This is a genomic window from Streptomyces spongiicola, assembly GCF_003122365.1.
In the GTDB taxonomy this organism is placed as follows: Bacteria; Actinomycetota; Actinomycetes; order Streptomycetales; family Streptomycetaceae; genus Streptomyces; species Streptomyces spongiicola.
Genome location: NZ_CP029254.1, coordinates 1,407,070 through 1,424,267, shown reverse-complemented (window position 1 = coordinate 1,424,267; position 17,198 = coordinate 1,407,070). Strand labels below are relative to the sequence as shown.

Annotated in this window: 13 protein-coding genes; 7 read left to right on the top strand and 6 right to left on the bottom strand. The window is 71.5% G+C overall.

Going from position 1 to position 17,198, the window contains the following annotated elements; genetic code table 11:
- The first annotated feature begins 261 nt into the window (after positions 1-261).
- The gene (locus DDQ41_RS06185) at positions 262-1,644 is read left to right on the top strand and encodes a glycine--tRNA ligase (protein WP_109293569.1); all 1,383 of its coding nucleotides are present in this window, start codon (positions 262-264) and stop codon (positions 1,642-1,644) included.
- 654 nt (positions 1,645-2,298) lie between these two features.
- Here the strand turns inward: DDQ41_RS06185 and DDQ41_RS06180 are convergent.
- Both DDQ41_RS06180 and DDQ41_RS06175 read right to left on the bottom strand, forming a co-directional pair.
- Positions 2,299-2,886: a TetR family transcriptional regulator gene (locus DDQ41_RS06180; RefSeq protein ID WP_109293568.1), complete on the bottom strand. Its 588-nt coding sequence runs from the start codon at positions 2,884-2,886 to the stop codon at positions 2,299-2,301.
- Positions 2,887-3,145: 259 nt separating this feature from the next.
- Positions 3,146-4,105, bottom strand: coding sequence for an aldo/keto reductase (locus DDQ41_RS06175; RefSeq protein ID WP_262508645.1), 960 nt, complete (start codon positions 4,103-4,105; stop codon positions 3,146-3,148).
- A 494-nt stretch (positions 4,106-4,599) separates the two neighbouring features.
- Between DDQ41_RS06175 and DDQ41_RS06170 the strand changes: the two genes are divergently transcribed.
- From DDQ41_RS06170 to DDQ41_RS06140, 6 genes are all read left to right on the top strand, one after another.
- Positions 4,600-4,824, top strand: coding sequence for a DUF6243 family protein (locus DDQ41_RS06170; protein WP_109293566.1), 225 nt, complete (start codon positions 4,600-4,602; stop codon positions 4,822-4,824).
- Positions 4,825-4,939: 115 nt separating this feature from the next.
- Entirely contained in the window at positions 4,940-5,185 is a 246-nt protein-coding gene (locus DDQ41_RS06165) for a DUF6158 family protein (protein WP_109297568.1), read from the top strand.
- A gap of 242 nt (positions 5,186-5,427) precedes the next feature.
- On the top strand, positions 5,428-6,573 hold the full coding sequence (dusB, locus tag DDQ41_RS06160; RefSeq protein ID WP_109293565.1) for a tRNA dihydrouridine synthase DusB: 1,146 nt from the start codon (positions 5,428-5,430) through the stop codon (positions 6,571-6,573).
- Between the two features lie 429 nt (positions 6,574-7,002).
- Positions 7,003-9,711 (top strand): pyruvate, phosphate dikinase, encoded by a 2,709-nt coding sequence (gene ppdK / locus DDQ41_RS06155; protein ID WP_109293564.1) that lies wholly within the window; start codon positions 7,003-7,005, stop codon positions 9,709-9,711.
- 537 nt (positions 9,712-10,248) lie between these two features.
- Complete coding sequence (locus DDQ41_RS06150) at positions 10,249-11,292, top strand: ArsR/SmtB family transcription factor (protein WP_172607620.1); 1,044 nt, start codon at positions 10,249-10,251, stop codon at positions 11,290-11,292.
- A 543-nt stretch (positions 11,293-11,835) separates the two neighbouring features.
- Positions 11,836-12,243, top strand: a complete 408-nt coding sequence (locus DDQ41_RS06140) for a VOC family protein (protein WP_109293562.1) — start codon at positions 11,836-11,838, stop codon at positions 12,241-12,243.
- A 171-nt stretch (positions 12,244-12,414) separates the two neighbouring features.
- On the opposite strand, the gene DDQ41_RS06135 is transcribed toward DDQ41_RS06140, so the two are convergent.
- The 4 genes from DDQ41_RS06135 to nirB form a co-directional block, all read right to left on the bottom strand.
- Positions 12,415-13,350: an oxidoreductase gene (locus tag DDQ41_RS06135; RefSeq protein WP_109293561.1), complete on the bottom strand. Its 936-nt coding sequence runs from the start codon at positions 13,348-13,350 to the stop codon at positions 12,415-12,417.
- A 248-nt stretch (positions 13,351-13,598) separates the two neighbouring features.
- Complete coding sequence (locus tag DDQ41_RS06130; RefSeq protein ID WP_109293560.1) at positions 13,599-14,111, bottom strand: DinB family protein; 513 nt, start codon at positions 14,109-14,111, stop codon at positions 13,599-13,601.
- Between the two features lie 232 nt (positions 14,112-14,343).
- Positions 14,344-14,691, bottom strand: a complete 348-nt coding sequence (nirD, locus tag DDQ41_RS06125; protein ID WP_109293559.1) for a nitrite reductase small subunit NirD — start codon at positions 14,689-14,691, stop codon at positions 14,344-14,346.
- Positions 14,688-17,198, bottom strand: a complete 2,511-nt coding sequence (gene nirB / locus DDQ41_RS06120; RefSeq protein WP_109293558.1) for a nitrite reductase large subunit NirB — start codon at positions 17,196-17,198, stop codon at positions 14,688-14,690. Before nirB ends, nirD begins: the two co-directional genes overlap by 4 nt.

Genomic DNA, 17,198 nt, shown 5'->3' with positions numbered 1-17,198 from the left:
CGCGCCCCCGCCCCGCGCCCCGTGCGCCCCCCGTCCCGCGCCCCCCGCCCCGCAATCGCGGCCCGCCACCCGCACCACACCCGGACCGGTTTGCGCGGGGGACCGGAGCCGACGGACGCCGGCACCCCACCTCCGCCTCCGAAGCCACCTCCCGAGCCCCGCCGCTTCCCCGAACGAGGAGGCGAACCGATTTGATACAGGGGGTACGGGCGCCGGTAATCTGAGGCCTTCGCACTTCGTCGTCGTAATGAAGAGAGCACCGTGGCCGCCGACAAGATCGACACGATCGTCAACCTGAGCAAGCGCCGTGGGTTCGTCTACCCCAGCAGCGAGATCTACGGTGGCCAGCGCGCCGCCTGGGACTACGGACCGCTGGGCACCGAACTCAAGGAGAACATCAAGCGCCAGTGGTGGCGCTACATGGTCACCTCGCGCGAGGACGTCGTCGGTATCGACTCGTCGGTGATCCTTGCGACCGAGGTCTGGGAGGCCTCCGGCCACGTCGCCACCTTCACCGACCCGCTCACCGAGTGCACCTCCTGCCACAAGCGCTTCCGCGCCGACCACCTCGAAGAGGCATACGAGGAGAAGCACGGCCGCACCCCCGCGGGCGGCCTGACCGACATCAACTGCCCCCACTGCGGGACCAAGGGCCGGTTCACCGAGCCCAAGCAGTTCTCCGGTCTCCTCTCCACCCACCTCGGCCCCACCCAGGACTCCGGCTCCGTCGCCTATCTGCGCCCCGAGACCGCCCAGGGCATCTTCACCAACTTCGCCCAGGTCCAGCAGACCTCCCGCCGCAAGCCGCCCTTCGGCATCGCCCAGGTCGGCAAGTCCTTCCGCAACGAGATCACCCCCGGCAACTTCATCTTCCGCACCCGCGAGTTCGAGCAGATGGAGATGGAGTTCTTCGTCAAGCCCGGCGAGGACGAGAAGTGGCACGAGTACTGGATGGAGCAGCGCTGGAACTGGTACACCGGCCTCGGACTCCGTGAGGAGAACATGCGCTGGTACGAGCACCCCAAGGAGAAGCTCTCCCACTACTCCAAGCGCACCGCCGACATCGAGTACCGCTTCCAGTTCGGCGGCAGCGAATGGGGCGAGCTCGAAGGCGTCGCCAACCGCACGGACTACGACCTCGGCGCCCACTCCAAGGCCTCCGGCACCGACCTGTCGTACTTCGACCAGGAGGCCGGCGAGCGCTGGACGCCGTACGTCATCGAGCCCGCCGCCGGCGTCGGCCGCACCATGCTCGCCTTCCTCCTCGACGGCTACAACGAGGACGAGGCCCCCAACGCCAAGGGCGTCATGGAGAAGCGCACCGTTCTGCGCCTCGACCACCGCCTCGCGCCGGTGAAGGTCGCGGTCCTGCCGCTGTCCCGCAACCCCCAGCTCTCTCCGAAGGCCAAGGGTCTCGCCGCCGACCTCCGGCAGAACTGGAACATCGAGTTCGACGACGCCGGCGCCATCGGCCGCCGCTACCGCCGCCAGGACGAGATCGGCACCCCGTACTGCGTCACCGTCGACTTCGACACCCTCGACGACAACGCCGTCACCGTCCGCGAGCGCGACACCATGAAGCAGGAGCGCGTCTCCCTGGACCAGATCCAGGGCTACCTCGCCACCCGCCTCCTCGGCTGCTGACATCCGGCGCCACTACGGCGGCAGGCCCCCGGTTCCGGGTACGGAACCGGGGGCCTGCCGCCTACCGGGCCCACTCGCCGACCGCCGGCGGACGGTTGCTCCATGCCGCCCGGCAGCAGTACCGGCAGCAGCGGCGGTACCAGCGCGGGCAGCAGGGTCGGCGCATGGAACCGGTGCATGGAACCAGCACATGGGACCGGCACATGGGACCGGCGCATGGGACCGGCGCATGGGACCGGCGCATGGGACCGGCACGGACGTGAACACGCCGTCCGCGTACGAGAAGCGGTCGGGCGTACGGAAGGCGGGTGTGCGCAAAGCACTCGCCCGCGGCACCTGCAACACCTGCAACACCTGCAACACCTGCAACACCTGCGACATGTGCGGCACCTGCAACACCTGTGGCCGGACCGGAGCCGTCCAGTCCAGCCCCGGCTCAGGGCCGAGGAGCATCTCGACGACGCACACCGGGACACCGTCGACCCCGGCCGCCCCCGGAGCACCCGACCACGACTCGGGCCGGCACGGGCGAACCACCCCGCGCACGCCGGCCCGGCCCCGGACACGGATCTCCTCGCCCCCGCGCGGAGGACCGCCACCGCCGATCGGAACGCGCGCCGGGCGACTTGACCGGGGCCACGGAGAACGGTCCGGTCAGGCGCGCAGCCCCCGCAGCAGCAACTCGCACACCGCGCGGAACTCGTCGTCGATCGCCGGCCTCCGCCACTCCCGCGCGAACACCGGATCGTGGAAACGTGCCGTCGCGTCGAACACCGCCTGCGCCGTCGACACCGGATCCGGGGCCCCGAACTCCCCGCCGCGCACACCCTGTTCGATGATCCGCGTCAACTGGCTGACCAGCACCACAAGATGCTCGTCCACCACACCGCTGGTCTCCGTGATCAGCACCGCGTAGGTGGCGAACAGCTCCGGATCGTCACCCGCCTTGTGGCGCTTCGCCTCGAACAGGCACGACAGCCACGACCGCAGCTTCTCCTCCGCCGAACCCGCAGGCCCCTCCGTGATCCCCGACAGCAACTCCTCGGTACGTCCCAGCCAGCGAGCCGTCACGGCCTCACGCAGCGCCGCCTTCGTACGGAAGTGCCGATACACACTGCCATGACTCACCCCGAGGGCGCGTGCCACGTCGACGACCGTCGCCTTGGACGGGCCGAAACGGCGCAGCACCTCCTCGGTCGCCTCGAGGATGCGGTCGGCGCTCAGGGTCTCCGTGGTGGACATGGCACCGACGGTACCCTCCCCCACCGACACGACCGGGGCGGCCGCCGAGCCGCCCCGGCCGGGACGGGCCGCACGGCGGCCGGCAACGGCACGACCGGTGTCCGCCGCTGCGCCCGCGGGGCCCGGCCGCGGGGCCCGGCCGCAGGGTCCGGTCGCAGGGTTCGGCCGCGGGGTTCGGCCGCAGGGTCCGGCCGCGGGGGACGACCCCGCCGGCCGGCTCCCGCCGTGCCCGGATCCGGACGGCACCCGCCGTCGCACCTCAGTGCTCGCTGTCGAGATGCGCCATCTGCGGCGCCGGGTACCGCTCACCCGCGGCCGCTCCACGCGGAACCGCCCGCTCGACCGCCGCGAGTTCGTCCCCTCCGAACTCCACATCCAGGGCACCCAGTGCCTCCGCAAGTTGCTCCCGGCGCCGCGCACCCACCAGCGGAACGATGTCCTCGCCACGCGACAGCACCCAGGCGATCGCCAGCTGGGCGACCGAGACCCCCTTCTGTCCGGCGATCCCGCGCAGCCGCTCGACGAGCCCGAGGTTGTGGCTCAGATTGCCGCCCTGGAAGCGGGGGCTCATACCCCGGAAGTCGTCTGCCGCCAGTTCCCGGTCGGCGGCGAAATGCCCGGAGATCAGGCCGCGGGACAGCACCCCGTACGCCGTGACACCGATGCCCAGCTCCCGCGCCGCGGGCAGGATCGCGTCCTCGATGCCGCGGGAGATCAGCGAGTACTCGATCTGAAGATCGCTGATCGGGGCGACCGACGCCGCGCGGCGGAGCGTCTCGGCACCGACTTCGGACAGGCCGATGTGCCGGACATGGCCTGCCTCGACCAGTTCGGCGATCGCGCCGACCGTGTCCTCGATCGGCACACCGGGGTCGACACGGGCGATCCGGTAGACGTCGATGTGGTCCGTACCCAGCCGCTGGAGCGAGTACGCCGCGAAGTTCCTGACCGCGGCCGGGCGGCCGTCGTGGCCGGCCCAGCCGCCGTCCGGGTCGCGCAGTGCCCCGAACTTCACGCTGATCAGCGCCCTCTCGCGGCTGCCCGCCGGAGCGGCACGCAGTGCCTCGCGGACCAGCATCTCGTTGTGGCCCATGCCGTAGAAGTCGCCCGTGTCGATCAGCGTGACGCCGGCGTCGAGGGCGGCGTGGATCGTCGCGATCGACTCCGGGCGATCGACGTCACCGTAGAACGCCGACATGCCCATGGTGCCCAGCCCGATCGCCGAGACGCGGGGGCCGGTGGTTCCGAGGGAGCGGGTGGGGACGGGGCGGAGTGCCGGAGGGGCTGGAGCGGCCAGAGGGGTGGGGCCGCCGGTTGGTCCGGTGCGAGAACCGCGGGACCCGGGGGACCTGGGGGACCTGGGGGACCCGGGGGAGCCGGGGGAGCCGTGAGAAGAAGAAGAGCCGGGGGAGCCGGGAGAAGAGGAAGAGCCGGGGGAGGTCATGAGAGGGGCTCCTCGGAGAGGTGGGTTTCTGACGGTGACAACTATGGCATTACAGATGACAGATTTCAAAATCTGTCAGTTGCCATCTGTCGACATGATCGGGCACCGCCCCCGAGCGGCCCGGTAAAACCAGGTGTTCGACCGGGCCCGGCCCGGTACCGTCGCCGCATGTCCTCCTTCATCCAGATCTACGAGTGAGAGTGCGGCGGGCATGCCCCGCCCCCGTTAGCTGATCTCCAGACCACTCCTCACCACGATGGGAGAACCCCGTGGCCAAGGGCCGCAACAACCTTCTCGGTGTGGGCGGGCAGCGCAGAAAGCTGTCCCGTGCCGACCAGCGAGGCGACGGTCCGGCGGGCCGGGCAGACCGCCTGGCGGCCGCCGAGCAGAAGCAGGAACTCCTGCGCAGGATGCGTGAGCGCGCTCTGCACAACCCGGACGCCGAGGCGTCCCACAGCGAGGCGACCCGGGACGAGGGCGGCGCCCGGGACTGACACCCTCACGCCGAAGTGCCCGGACCGGCCGGTGGTCCGGGCACTTCCGTCTTCGGATGCGGCCGCCCGATCCGGGGCCATGATGGAAGGGGCGTACCTACCGGAGGTGTGTGACATGGCGGAGCGGGATCGCGGAGTGCCGCCGGAGCGGCTGGAGGACGGGCAACTGCTGAAGGAGCTGGAGGCCATCCACCGCACTCGCCACGAGACCCTGCTGTACGGCTCCGACGACGCTCTGGACACCCACACCTCCCGGATGGGTGTTCTCGAGGCCGAGTACCTCCGCCGCCACCCCGGGCGCGCCACGTTGAGGGGCAGGACCCGGGAGGGTGCGAGGGCCCGGACGTGTGGCGACGCCTGAGGCTCCCCGGGGCCGGCCCCCTTGGACCGGCTCCCTTGGACCGGCCTCTTTTGGCCGGCCCCCGGGGCGGGTTCCCTCTGAGGCCCGTTTCCTGGAGCCGGACCCAGGGAGCCGGCTCCAGGAGACGGGTCGACGCCGGGGGCGCCTCGAATCCGCGCCTGCCGGGGGAGCCGGGCCGGGCGGCCGGCCGGGATGAATAGTGCGCCTAACTAATTGATTTGACAGTGCGCGACAATGGTCCGATGACCACGCTCGCCCAGTCCCCGACGCTGTCCATCGGCCCGCACGCCGTGCAGCCCCCGGTGGTGCTCGCGCCCATGGCCGGTATCACCAACGCGCCGTTCCGTACCCTCTGCCGCGAGTTCAGCGGGGGCAAGGGGCTGTTCGTCAGCGAGATGATCACGACGCGGGCGCTCGTCGAGCGCAATGAGAAGACGATGCAGCTCATCCACTTCGACGCGTCGGAGCGGCCGCGTTCGATCCAGTTGTACGGAGTGGACCCGGTCACGGTCGGCAAGGCCGTCCGCATGATCGTGGACGAGGATCTGGCCGATCACATCGATCTGAACTTCGGCTGCCCGGTGCCCAAGGTGACCCGCAAGGGGGGTGGCTCGGCCCTTCCCTACAAGCGGAACCTGCTGCGGGCGATCCTCGGCGAGGCGGTCGGGAACGCCGGGGGCCTGCCGGTCACGATGAAGATGCGCAAGGGCATCGACGACGGACACATCACCTATCTCGACGCGGGGCGGATCGCGGTCGAGGAGGGTGTCACGGCGATCGCCCTGCACGGGCGCACGGCGGCTCAGCACTACGGCGGCTCGGCGGACTGGGACGCCATCGCCCGGTTGAAGGAGCACGTGCCGGAGATCCCGGTGCTGGGGAACGGCGACATCTGGTCGGCGGACGACGCGTTGCGGATGATGCGTGAGACGGGCTGTGACGGGGTGGTCGTGGGGCGAGGCTGCCTGGGCAGGCCGTGGCTGTTCGGGGATCTGGTCGGTGCCTTCGACGGGTCGGGGGCGTGTGCGCGGCCGTCGCTGCGCGAGGTCGCGGAGGTGATGGTGCGCCATGCGCGGCTGCTGGGGGAGTGGATCGGGGACGAGTCCCGCGGCGTGATCGACTTCCGTAAGCATGTGGCCTGGTACCTGAAGGGGTTCGCGGTCGGGTCGGAGATGCGCAGGCGGCTGGCGGTGACCTCGTCGCTGGAGGAGCTGCGCGCTCAGTTGAGCATGCTGGACCTGGAGCAGCCGTGGCCGCCGGGTGCGGACGGCCCGCGCGGGCGCACGTCGGGGAGCAACCGGGTGGTGCTCCCGGACGGCTGGCTGAGGGATCCGTACGACTGCGCAGGTGTGAGCGAGGACGCGGAGCTGGACACGTCCGGCGGCTGACCGGGCAGAGCGCCGGGTCGGGAGGCCGGGCCGGATCCGGGGGTGAGCGGGTCCGGATGATGGGATCCGGTCGTTCCCGGCGGCGTGATCCTCGCCACCCCTGATAGGGGTTGCGCTCAGATGAGCACTCTCGGGGTGGCTGCGACTTCGGAAAGAGTGGCACTGCGTGCCACCCTTTCGGGGTTCAAGAGGTGAACTCAGATGCCGGGAAGACTGCTCATCCGAGCGGTGAAGTTCCGCTTTGGGTCAAGCGCTCTTCGAGGGGTGAAGCTCCGGGGGGTGCCGCTTCGGGGAACGGAAACCTGCGATCTGCTGGCGGACGGGTGGTTACGGCCGAATGACGGACAAGTGGACGTACCCACGTTCCTTCGATCTGGGTATGTTCCTCGCCGTCAGGGCAGCCACCGAGTCCTCGAGGAGTCGAGACCCGTGTCGGAAATCAGAGATCAGAAGTTCGTCTATGACTTCACCGAGGGCAACAGGGACCTCAAGGACCTCCTCGGTGGCAAGGGTGCGAACCTCGCCGAGATGACCAACCTCGGTCTGCCCGTCCCTCCGGGCTTCACCATCACCACCGAGGCCTGCAAGGTCTACCTCGACAGCGGCGAGGAGCCCGCGGCACTGCGTGACGAGGTGAGTGCGCACCTCGACGCGCTGGAGCAGCGCATGGGCAAGAAGCTCGGCCAGACCGACGACCCGCTGCTGGTGTCCGTCCGCTCCGGCGCCAAGTTCTCCATGCCGGGCATGATGGACACGGTCCTGAACATCGGCCTGTCCGACACGTCCGTGGAGGGACTCGCCCGGCAGGCCGGCGACGAGCGCTTCGCGTGGGACTCCTACCGCCGGCTCATCCAGATGTTCGGCAAGACGGTCCTCGGGGTCGGCGGCGAGCTGTTCGAGGACGCCCTGGAGGCGGCCAAGGAGGCCAAGAGGGTCGCGGTCGACACCGACCTCGACGCCTCCGACCTGAAGAAGCTGGTCAAGCAGTTCAAGAAGATCGTCAAGTCGGGGACCGGCCGCGACTTCCCGCAGGACCCGCGCGACCAGATGGACCTGGCCATCAAGGCCGTCTTCGACTCCTGGAACGGAGACCGGGCGAAGCTCTACCGCCGCCAGGAGCGCATCCCGCACGACCTCGGCACCGCGGTCAACGTCTGCTCCATGGTCTTCGGCAACCTCGGCCCGGACTCCGGCACCGGCGTCGCCTTCACCCGCGACCCCGCCTCCGGCCACCAGGGCGTCTACGGCGACTACCTGCAGAACGCGCAGGGCGAGGACGTCGTGGCCGGTATCCGCAACACCGTGCCGCTGGCGGACCTGGAGTCGATCGACAAGAAGTCGTACGACCAGCTGATGCAGATCATGGAGACGCTCGAAACGCACTACAAGGACCTGTGCGACATCGAGTTCACCATCGAGCGCGGCCGGCTGTGGATGCTGCAGACCCGGGTCGGCAAGCGCACCGCGGGCGCGGCCTTCCGGATCGCCACCCAGCTCGTGGACCAGGGCCTCATCGACGAGGCGGAGGCCCTGCAACGCGTCACCGGTGCCCAGCTGGCGCAGCTGATGTTCCCGCGCTTCGACGAGGCCGCACGGGTCGAGAAGCTCGGCCGGGGCATCGCCGCCTCCCCGGGCGCGGCGGTCGGCAAGGCCGTCTTCGACTCCTACACGGCGGTCAAGTGGTCGCGCTCCGGCGAGAAGGTCATCCTGATCCGCCGTGAGACCAACCCGGACGACCTCGACGGCATGATCGCGGCCGAGGGCATCCTGACCTCCCGCGGCGGAAAGACCTCGCACGCCGCCGTCGTCGCCCGCGGTATGGGCAAGACCTGTGTCTGCGGCGCCGAGGAACTGGAGGTCGACACCAAGCGCCGCCGGATGACGGTGAACGGCACGGTGGTGGAGGAGGGCGACGTCGTCTCCATCGACGGCTCCACCGGCAGGGTGTACCTCGGAGAGGTCCCGGTCGTGCCCTCCCCGGTGGTGGAGTACTTCGAGGGCCGGATGCACGCGGGTGCCGACGACGCCGACGAACTGGTCCGGGCCGTGCACCGGGTCATGGCCTACGCGGACCGGGTGCGCCGGCTGCGGGTACGGGCCAACGCCGACAACGCCGAGGACGCGCTGCGCGCCCGCCGCTTCGGCGCCCAGGGCATCGGGCTCTGCCGTACGGAGCACATGTTCCTCGGCGAGCGCCGCGGGATGGTCGAGAAGCTGATCCTCGCCGACACCGACGACGAGCGCGAGGACGCGCTGAAGGTGCTGCTGCCGCTGCAGAAGAGGGACTTCGTCGAGCTGTTCGAGGCGATGGACGGGCTGCCGGTGACGGTACGGCTGCTGGACCCGCCGCTGCACGAGTTCCTGCCGGACATCACCGAGCTGTCGGTGCGCGTCGCGCTCGCCGAGGCCCGCAAGGACGCCAACGAGAACGATCTGCGCCTGCTTCAGGCGGTGCACCGGCTGCACGAGCAGAACCCCATGCTGGGCCTGCGCGGAGTCCGTCTCGGCCTGGTGATCCCCGGGCTGTTCACCATGCAGGTGCGGGCCATCGCGGAGGCCGCGGCGGAGCGCCGCAACGCCAAGGGCGACCCTCGTGCCGAGATCATGATCCCGCTCGTGGGCACCGTGCAGGAGCTGGAGATCGTACGGGAGGAGGCCGAGCAGGTGATCGCCGAGGTCGAGGCCGCCACGGGTGTGGGCCTGAGACTGGCGCTCGGCACGATGATCGAGCTGCCTCGCGCGGCACTGACGGCCGGTCAGATCGCGGAGGCCGCGGAGTTCTTCTCCTTCGGTACGAACGACCTCACCCAGACCGTCTGGGGCTTCAGCCGGGACGACGTGGAGGCCTCGTTCTTCACGGCCTACCTGGAGAAGGGCATCTTCGGCGTCAGCCCGTTCGAGACGATCGACAAGGACGGCGTCGGTTCGCTGGTGCGCGACGCGGTGGCGGCCGGGCGGGCCACCCGCCCGGACCTGAAGCTCGGCGTGTGCGGCGAGCACGGCGGCGACCCGGAGTCGGTGCACTTCTTCCACGAGGCCGGCCTGGACTACGTCTCCTGCTCGCCCTTCCGGATCCCCGTGGCCCGTCTGGAGGCGGGCCGCGCGGCGGCCCGGTCCTCCGGCAGCGACAGCCGCTGATCCGCCCGGCCGCACCCGCGGCCGGCCCCGGCTCCGGGGCCGTCGGTGGTCCCCGACCCTCACCGACCGGCCGGCGGTCCCGGTGCACCAGGAGACGAGCGGGACGGGCACCTTGTGCGGAGGTGCCTGTTCCGCTCGTTTCCTTTTGGGGTACGGCGGTGGGATCTGTTGCCCGCGCGTGCTGCTCGACCACGGATCGGCGGTGGATTTCAACGGATGCTTGATTTCCGCCATTCGTTGAGCAAAGAACAGGCGGAGCGCGGTCGACGGATCCCCACCCGTCGGCCGCGCTCCATTCCCGATGTCGGACACGGAGCCGCAACCTCCGCCGACCGCCGCCAGGCGTGGAAAGCCCCCCACGGTCTTTGCCTCGCCCCTCGGTACCCGAAGGTTTCGTGTCCGACGTCGTACAGCTTTTCGGTTCGCCACCCTGTTACGCGATGCGTTTCAACTGTGGCTGAAACACCATGGTAACGTCCTGTGATTGAGTGCATACTCAGTGACGGGGGCGATTGCGGATGCAACAGTGGGGGTTCCGTGCTGCGAATCCACTTCACCGGTGAAGACCTCGCCAGGGTGCGGATGGCGGCCAGGCCGGATGTTTTGTGGGAAACGATTCTGAGTTTCCACCGTTTACGGGACCGGCGCGGCGCGACCGTCTTCGGCGAATGGCGGACGGAAACCCGGGCCCGGCTGAACGGTGAAACACGGCTCCTCGCGGCGCTCGTCCCGCAGCGCGGCTATTTCCCGGACTTCCTGACTCCGCCCGAGGCGCTGGAAGGACTGGAGGAGGGACTCCAGGCGGTGCGGGCCACCCCGGTGCGCAGGCTCGGAGCAGAGCTGGCGCTGCTCGCCGCGGAGCGCCCCCACACCGTGCTCACGGGCCGGCTCGCCGGGCTCGCCGAGGGCGCGGACGGGCCGATGGACCGGCTCGTCGGGGTGCTCCGCAGCTACCACCGGTCGGCGGTCGAGCCGTACTGGCCGCACATCCAGGCGGCGGTAGAGGCCGATCGGGCCGTGCGCGGCCGGGCCCTGCTCGACGGGGGCGCGGACGAACTGCTCGCCTCGCTGCCGCCGATGCTGCGCTGGCGTGCGCCGGTGCTGGAGGCCGACTACCCGGTGGAGCGCGAGTTGCGGCTCCAGGGGCGCGGGCTGCTGCTGCAGCCGTCGTACTTCTGCCGCGGCACGCCCGTGGTCCGCCGGGACCCGGAGCTGCCGCCGGTGCTGGTCTACCCCGTCACGCACAGCGGCTCGCCGGCGACATGGGGGCGGGACGGGATGTCGCTGGGCCGGCTCGTGGGGCACACCCGCTCGGCGGTGCTCCAGTCCATCGGCAGCGGCTGCACCACCAGCGAACTCGCCCGCCGCGCGGGGGTGTCGCTCGCCTCCGCCAGCCAGCACGCCTGCGTGCTGCGGGAGGCCGGGCTCGTGTTCACGCTGCGGAACGGCAACGCGGTGCTGCACACGATGACGCCGCTGGGCACGGCCCTGCTGAGAGGCCGCGCCCAGCGCGATCCGGAGCCCCCGGGAGTGCCCGTGTCCGGACTCGCGCCCGGAACGGTCCCGTCACCTCGCAGGTGACGCCGCCGGACGAACTCCCCGCGCCGGGCACCCGCTGGGCCCGGCACCCGGCCGCCTGCTCCTGCCGCCCGGTCCGACCGCCTGGTCCTGCCGCCTCCTCCTGCCGCCCGGTCCCGGTTGTGGTTTCCCGTCTCCGGTGCCCGGTCCGCTGCCGACTGCCGACTGCCGCGGCTCCGGCTCCGGCTCCCGCTCCGGGGCCGGCTCCGGGGCCGGCTCTGGGTCCGGGTCTGGGTCCGGCTCTGGGTCCGGGTCTGGGTCCGGCTCCGGGTCCGGGTCTCCGCGTCCTCCGGAAGCGGGAGACGGGGCCCGCACGCGCCCGGCCGCCCCTGGGTATGTCCCTGATGTTCCCCCGATGTGCCCTTGATGTGCCCTTGAAGGGCCCGGACGCGCCCGGCCGTACCCGGGCCCGCGAGGCCGTCGCACGCGCTCCGCGGAATTGCCCCTCCGCGGGCGATGAGTCCTGGGCGCCCCAGCGGTCTCTACCCACGACAAACGACGCCCGAGGGCGCGACGACGAGCAAGACCACGAAAGAGGCACCAGCCATGTCCCAGATGATCTTCGTGAACCTGCCGGTGAAGGACCTCGACACGTCGAAGGCGTTCTGGGAGGCCGTCGGCTACACCTTCAACCCCCGGTTCACCGACGAGACCGCCGCCTGCATGGCCGTCAGTGACACGATCTTCGCGATGCTGCTGACCGAGGCCAGGTTCAAGGACTTCACCGGGAAGAGCGTCGCGGACGCCGCCACCAGCACCGAGGTGATCGTCGCGCTCAGTGCCGAGAGCCGCGAGAAGGTCGACGAGCTGGCGGACGCGGCCCTTGCGGCCGGGGGCTCGCCGGCGAACGAGCCGATGGACCACGGCTTCATGTACGGCCGCTCCTTCCAGGACCCGGACCACCACATCTGGGAGGTCGTCTGGATGGACCCGCAGGCCGCCGAGGGACAGTAGCCCGGCCCGCGGCCCGCCCGGCTCCGGGACCGCTAGGCCAGTAGCCCGAGCCCGAGCCCGAGCCCCAGCTCGAGCCGGCCCGAGCCGGCCCGAGCCCCGGCCCGGCCCGAGCCTTGGCCGGCCCGGAGTCCCGAGCCTTGGCCGGCCCGGAGCCGGTGACCGCGCCCGGAGTCAGCCCTTCAGGTCCTCGTACGTCACGCCGGTGAGCTGCTCGGAGGCCACCCAGAGCCGCTCACCGGCGGCGTCGTCCAGCGTCCACGGGGCACGCCGGGACCGCGCGGGCGCGCCCCGCATCCCCATCAGGCGCGGGCCGGTGAAGGAGTCGGGGCGCACACCGGGCGCGGTCGCCGCGTACAGCGTGGGCAGCGCCCCCGCCTCCGCGGACTGGGCGAAGACCCGGTTGCCGAGTTCGGCGAGTCGTTCGGCGGTGCGGCGGCCCTCCATCCTCGCCCCGGCGGTCTGGAGGCCGGTCGCCGCGTAGCCGGGGTGCGCGGCCGCCGCGACCACGTCCGAACCCGCCTCCCGGAGCCGCCGTGCCAGTTCGTGTGTGAACAGCAGATTCGCCGTCTTGGAGCGGGCGTAGGCCACCCAGCGGCGGTAGCGGCGCTCGCTGTTCAGGTCGCCCATGTCGACGTTGGCCAGCGCGTGCATCCCGCTGGACACGGTCACCACGCGGGCGCCGGGGGTGTGCAGCAGCTTCCCGGCGAGCAGTCCGGTCAGGGCGAAGTGCCCCAGGTGGTTGATCCCGAACTGGGTCTCGAAGCCGTCGGCCGTACGGCCGTACGGCAGGGCCATCACGCCCGCGTTGTTGACGAGCAGGTCGAGCGTCCCGGGGGCGTACGACTCCGCGAACGCTCGCACGGACGACAGGTCGGCCAGGTCCAGCGGCCTGAACTCCACCTCCGCGCCGGGCACCTGGCGCCGGATGCGTTCGACGGCCTGCCTGCCGCGTGCCCCGCTGCGGCAGGCGAGCAGCACCCGCGCCCCGCGCCGGGCCAGTTCCCCGGCCGTGACCAGCCCGATGCCGCTGTTGGCTCCGGTGACCACGGCCGTGCGTCCACTCTGGTCGGGGATGTCGTGCCTGGTCCAGCCGGTCGTCGACGGCATGCGGTACTCCTCCGCTACTCGGTCGCCCGGCGGTCTCGCCGGCGCGACCCCCCTGCCCCGTGGCGCCCGCTCGGTAGTCCTGGTCGTGCCGGGGGCGGCGGGCCGTGCCGCAAGAGTACGGTCGGCCGTACGGCCTGGTAAGGGAACGGTCTGAGTACCCGTCAGGCGCCTGGATGTCCGGGCCGGTCGTAGCCCCGCCGGAACGGCCCTTCGCATCTCCCGGGCGGCGCGGGCAGCCGGGGGCCGTGTCAGTAGTAGCCCTTCTGCCCGTCGAGCAGTTCCCGGACGGCGTCCAGGTGACCGGCGTGCCGGGCGGTCTCCTCCACCATGTGGATCAGCATCCAGCGCAGGGTCGCCGCGGACGACGTGTAGTCGGGGTGGCGGCCGGTCTCGTCGAGCGCATGGGCCGCGATGATCTCGTTCGAGATCGCGCACTGCCGCCGGTACTCCTCCAGCAGGTGTGCCAGCGGGACGCCCTCGACGCGCATGTCGGCGTCCTCGGGCGCCTCGGCGAACTGCGGTCCGTCGGCGGGCCGGCCGAGGAAGATCACCTCGAACCAGGAGTTCTCGGTCCAGCGCAGATGGGAGACGATGCCCGCCACCGTCATCAGGGGCGAGGCCGGCAGGACCGGCCGGTGGGCGTCCGCCTCCGCGAGCCCCTCGCACTTGTAGTGGACGATCGCGCGCTGCATGTCGAGCCAGCCGACGAGCTGGGTGCGCTCGTCTGCCACGAAGGGGGGACGTACCCGGGGAAGCGTCATGGGCGGCGACGGTAGCGGAGGCCCTCTCCGGACCGCACCCGGTTTACCGCACGGACCGTACGCCCGGCCCGGCATCGCTCCGGAGTTCGGCCGCCCCCGTTCGTCCGGCCGCCCCCGTGTGTCCGGGCCGGCCGCACGTGCCTCGCCGCCTCGCCGCGCGGGCCGCCTCGCCGCAGCGCCGGGCGGGCCGCATCGCCGGGCCACCGGGCCGCCGGGGTCCGCCCGCTCCCCGTCAGGCCCGGCGCACCGCGTACACCGGCACAGACACCTCGTCGTCGTCCAGGCAGCGGCCCGTCGCCAGGTCGAACCGCTGCTTCAGCAGCGGGGAGGCGACGAACGGCCGCCCGTCGGCGGAGCCCAGCAGGCCGCGGGACAGGACCTGCGCGCCGGTGAACGGGTCGCGGTTGCCGATCGCGTACGCGGTCCCGGAGCGGTCCAGGAAGACCGCGGCCTGCCGGCCGTCGGGGAGCAGGGCGGCCATGCCGCGGCCGGGGGTGAGCCGGGTGACCTCGCAGACGGGCAGCCAGGTGCCGGACAGTTCGATCTGGAGCGTGAGCGGGGGTGCGTCCTGGACCGTCATCGGGTGGGTGTCCCTTCCAGGGTGAGTACGGTGAGGTCCGGCTTGATCTGGTCCCGCTCGGGGACGAACCTCACGGAGGGGTCCGGTGCGCCCGGGGCGTTGACGAACGACACGAAGCGGCGCAGCCGGTCCGGGTCGTCGAGGGTCTGGGCCCATTCGTCGCGGTAGCCGTCCACGTGCCGGGCCATCATGGCCTCGAGTTCGGCGCAGAGTCCGAGGGAGTCGTGCACCACGACGTCCCGCAGGTGGCCGAGTCCGCCCTCCAGGCGCTCCAGCCAGACCGAGGTGCGCTCCAGGCGGTCGGCGGTGCGGATGTAGAACATCAGGAACCGGTCGACGAGCCGGACGAGTTCGGCGTCGGACAGGTCCTGTGCGAGCAGGTCCGCGTGGCGCGGGGTGGCCCCGCCGTTGCCGCCCACGTACAGGTTCCAGCCGTTGGCGGTGGCGATCACGCCGAAGTCCTTGGACTGCGCCTCGGCGCACTCGCGGGCGCAGCCGGAGACCGCGGACTTCAGCTTGTGGGGGGCGCGCAGGCCGCGGTAGCGCAGTTCGAGGTCGATCGCCATGCGGACGCTGTCCTGCACCCCGTAGCGGCACCAGGTCTGCCCCACGCACGACTTGACCGTGCGCAGGGACTTCCCGTAGGCGTGGCCCGACTCGAAGCCGGCGTCGACCAGCCGCGTCCAGATGGCGGGCAGCTGGTCCACGCGGGCGCCGAACATGTCGATCCGCTGACCGCCGGTGATCTTCGTGTAGAGGCCGAAGTCGCGGGCCACCTCGCCGATCACGATGAGTTTCGCGGGGGTGATCTCGCCGCCGGGGATGCGCGGCACGATCGAGTAGGAGCCGTTGCGCTGGAGGTTGGCGAGGAAGTGGTCGTTGGTGTCCTGCAGGGCGCCCTGTTCGCCGTCGAGGATGTAGCCGCCGCCGAGGCTGGCCAGGATCGAGCCGACGGCTGGCTTGCAGGTCTCGCAGCCGTCGCCGCCGCGGGCCTCCTCGCGCCCGTGGGAGTCGAGCAGTTCGGCGTACGAGGCGAGGCCGAGGGTGCGGGCGATCTCGTACAGCTCGCTGCGGGTGTAGGAGAAGCAGCCGCACAGGCCCTGGTCGGCGGCCCCCGGCAGCAGCCGGCCGATGACCTTGAGGCAGCTTCCGCAGCCCGTGCCCGCCCTGGTGCACTTCTTCACCTCGGGCAGGGTGGTGTGGGCGCGGATCTCGGCCTTGGTGACGTTGTGGCATGAGCAGATCACGGCCTCGTCGGGCAGTGCGGACGGGCCGAGGGCCGCGGGCGCACCGGTGCCGGCGGGCAGCACCAGCTGCTCGGGCGGCACGGGCGGTACGGAGCCGGTGAGGGGGCGGAGCATGCCGTACGACTCGGCGTCGCCGACGAGCACTCCGCCGAGCAGGGCGCCGTCCGCCGCGACGACCAGCTTCTTGTAGATCCCGGAGCGGGAGTCGGAGTAGACCACGTCGAGGCAGCCGTCTGCCGTGCCGTGCGCGTCGCCGAAGGAGGCCACGTCCACGCCGAGGAGTTTCAGCTTGGTGGAGGTGTCGGCGCCGGTGAAGACGGTGCCGGGGGCGTGGCCGGCGAGGACGTCCGCGACGGCCTTCGCCATCTCGTAGCCGGGCGCGACGAGCCCGTAGACCCGCCCGTCCGCGGCGAGGGCGCACTCGCCGATCGCGTACACGTCGGGGTCGGAGGTGCGGCAGTGCTCGTCGACGGCGATGCCGCCGCGCTCGCCGACGGCGAGGCCGGTGTCGCGGGCCAGCTGGTCGCGGGGGCGCACGCCGGCGGAGAAGACCACCAGGTCGGTGGCGAGCGACGAGCCGTCGGAGAGGTTCATGCCGGTGACGGCGGGGCCGTCGGCGACGATCTCCCGGGTGCCGGTGCCGGTGTGGACGGTCAGGCCCATGTTCTCGATGGTGCGCAGCAGCGCGGTGCCGCCGCCGTCGTCGACCTGCACCGGCATCAGCCGGGGCGCGAACTCCACGATGTGGGTGTCCAGGCCCAGGCCCTTGAGCGCGCCGGCCGCCTCCAGCCCGAGGAGTCCGCCGCCGACGACCACCCCGGTGCGGGAGGTCTTGGCGTACTCCTCGATCGCGAGGAGGTCCTCGATGGTGCGGTAGACGAAGCAGCCCTCGGCGTCGCGGCCCGGGACGGGCGGCACGAAGGGGTAGGAGCCGGTGGCCAGGACGAGAGAGTCGTACGGGATCGTCCGCCCGCTGCGGGAGGTGACCGTGCGGGCGGCGCGGTCGATGTGCTCCGCCGGGTCGTCCAGGTGGAGTTCGATGCCGTGCCGGGCCATGAACCCGTCCTCGACGAGGGACAGCCCGTCGGGCGTCCGGCCGGAGAAGTACGAGGTGAGCCGGACCCGGTCGTAGGCGGGGCGGGGCTCCTCGCACAGCACGACGACCCGGGCGCGACCGGTGACTCCCCGCTCGGCGAGGGCCTCCAGGAAGTGCTGGCCGACCATCCCGTGCCCGACGAGCACGATCGTGGGGGTGGTCAT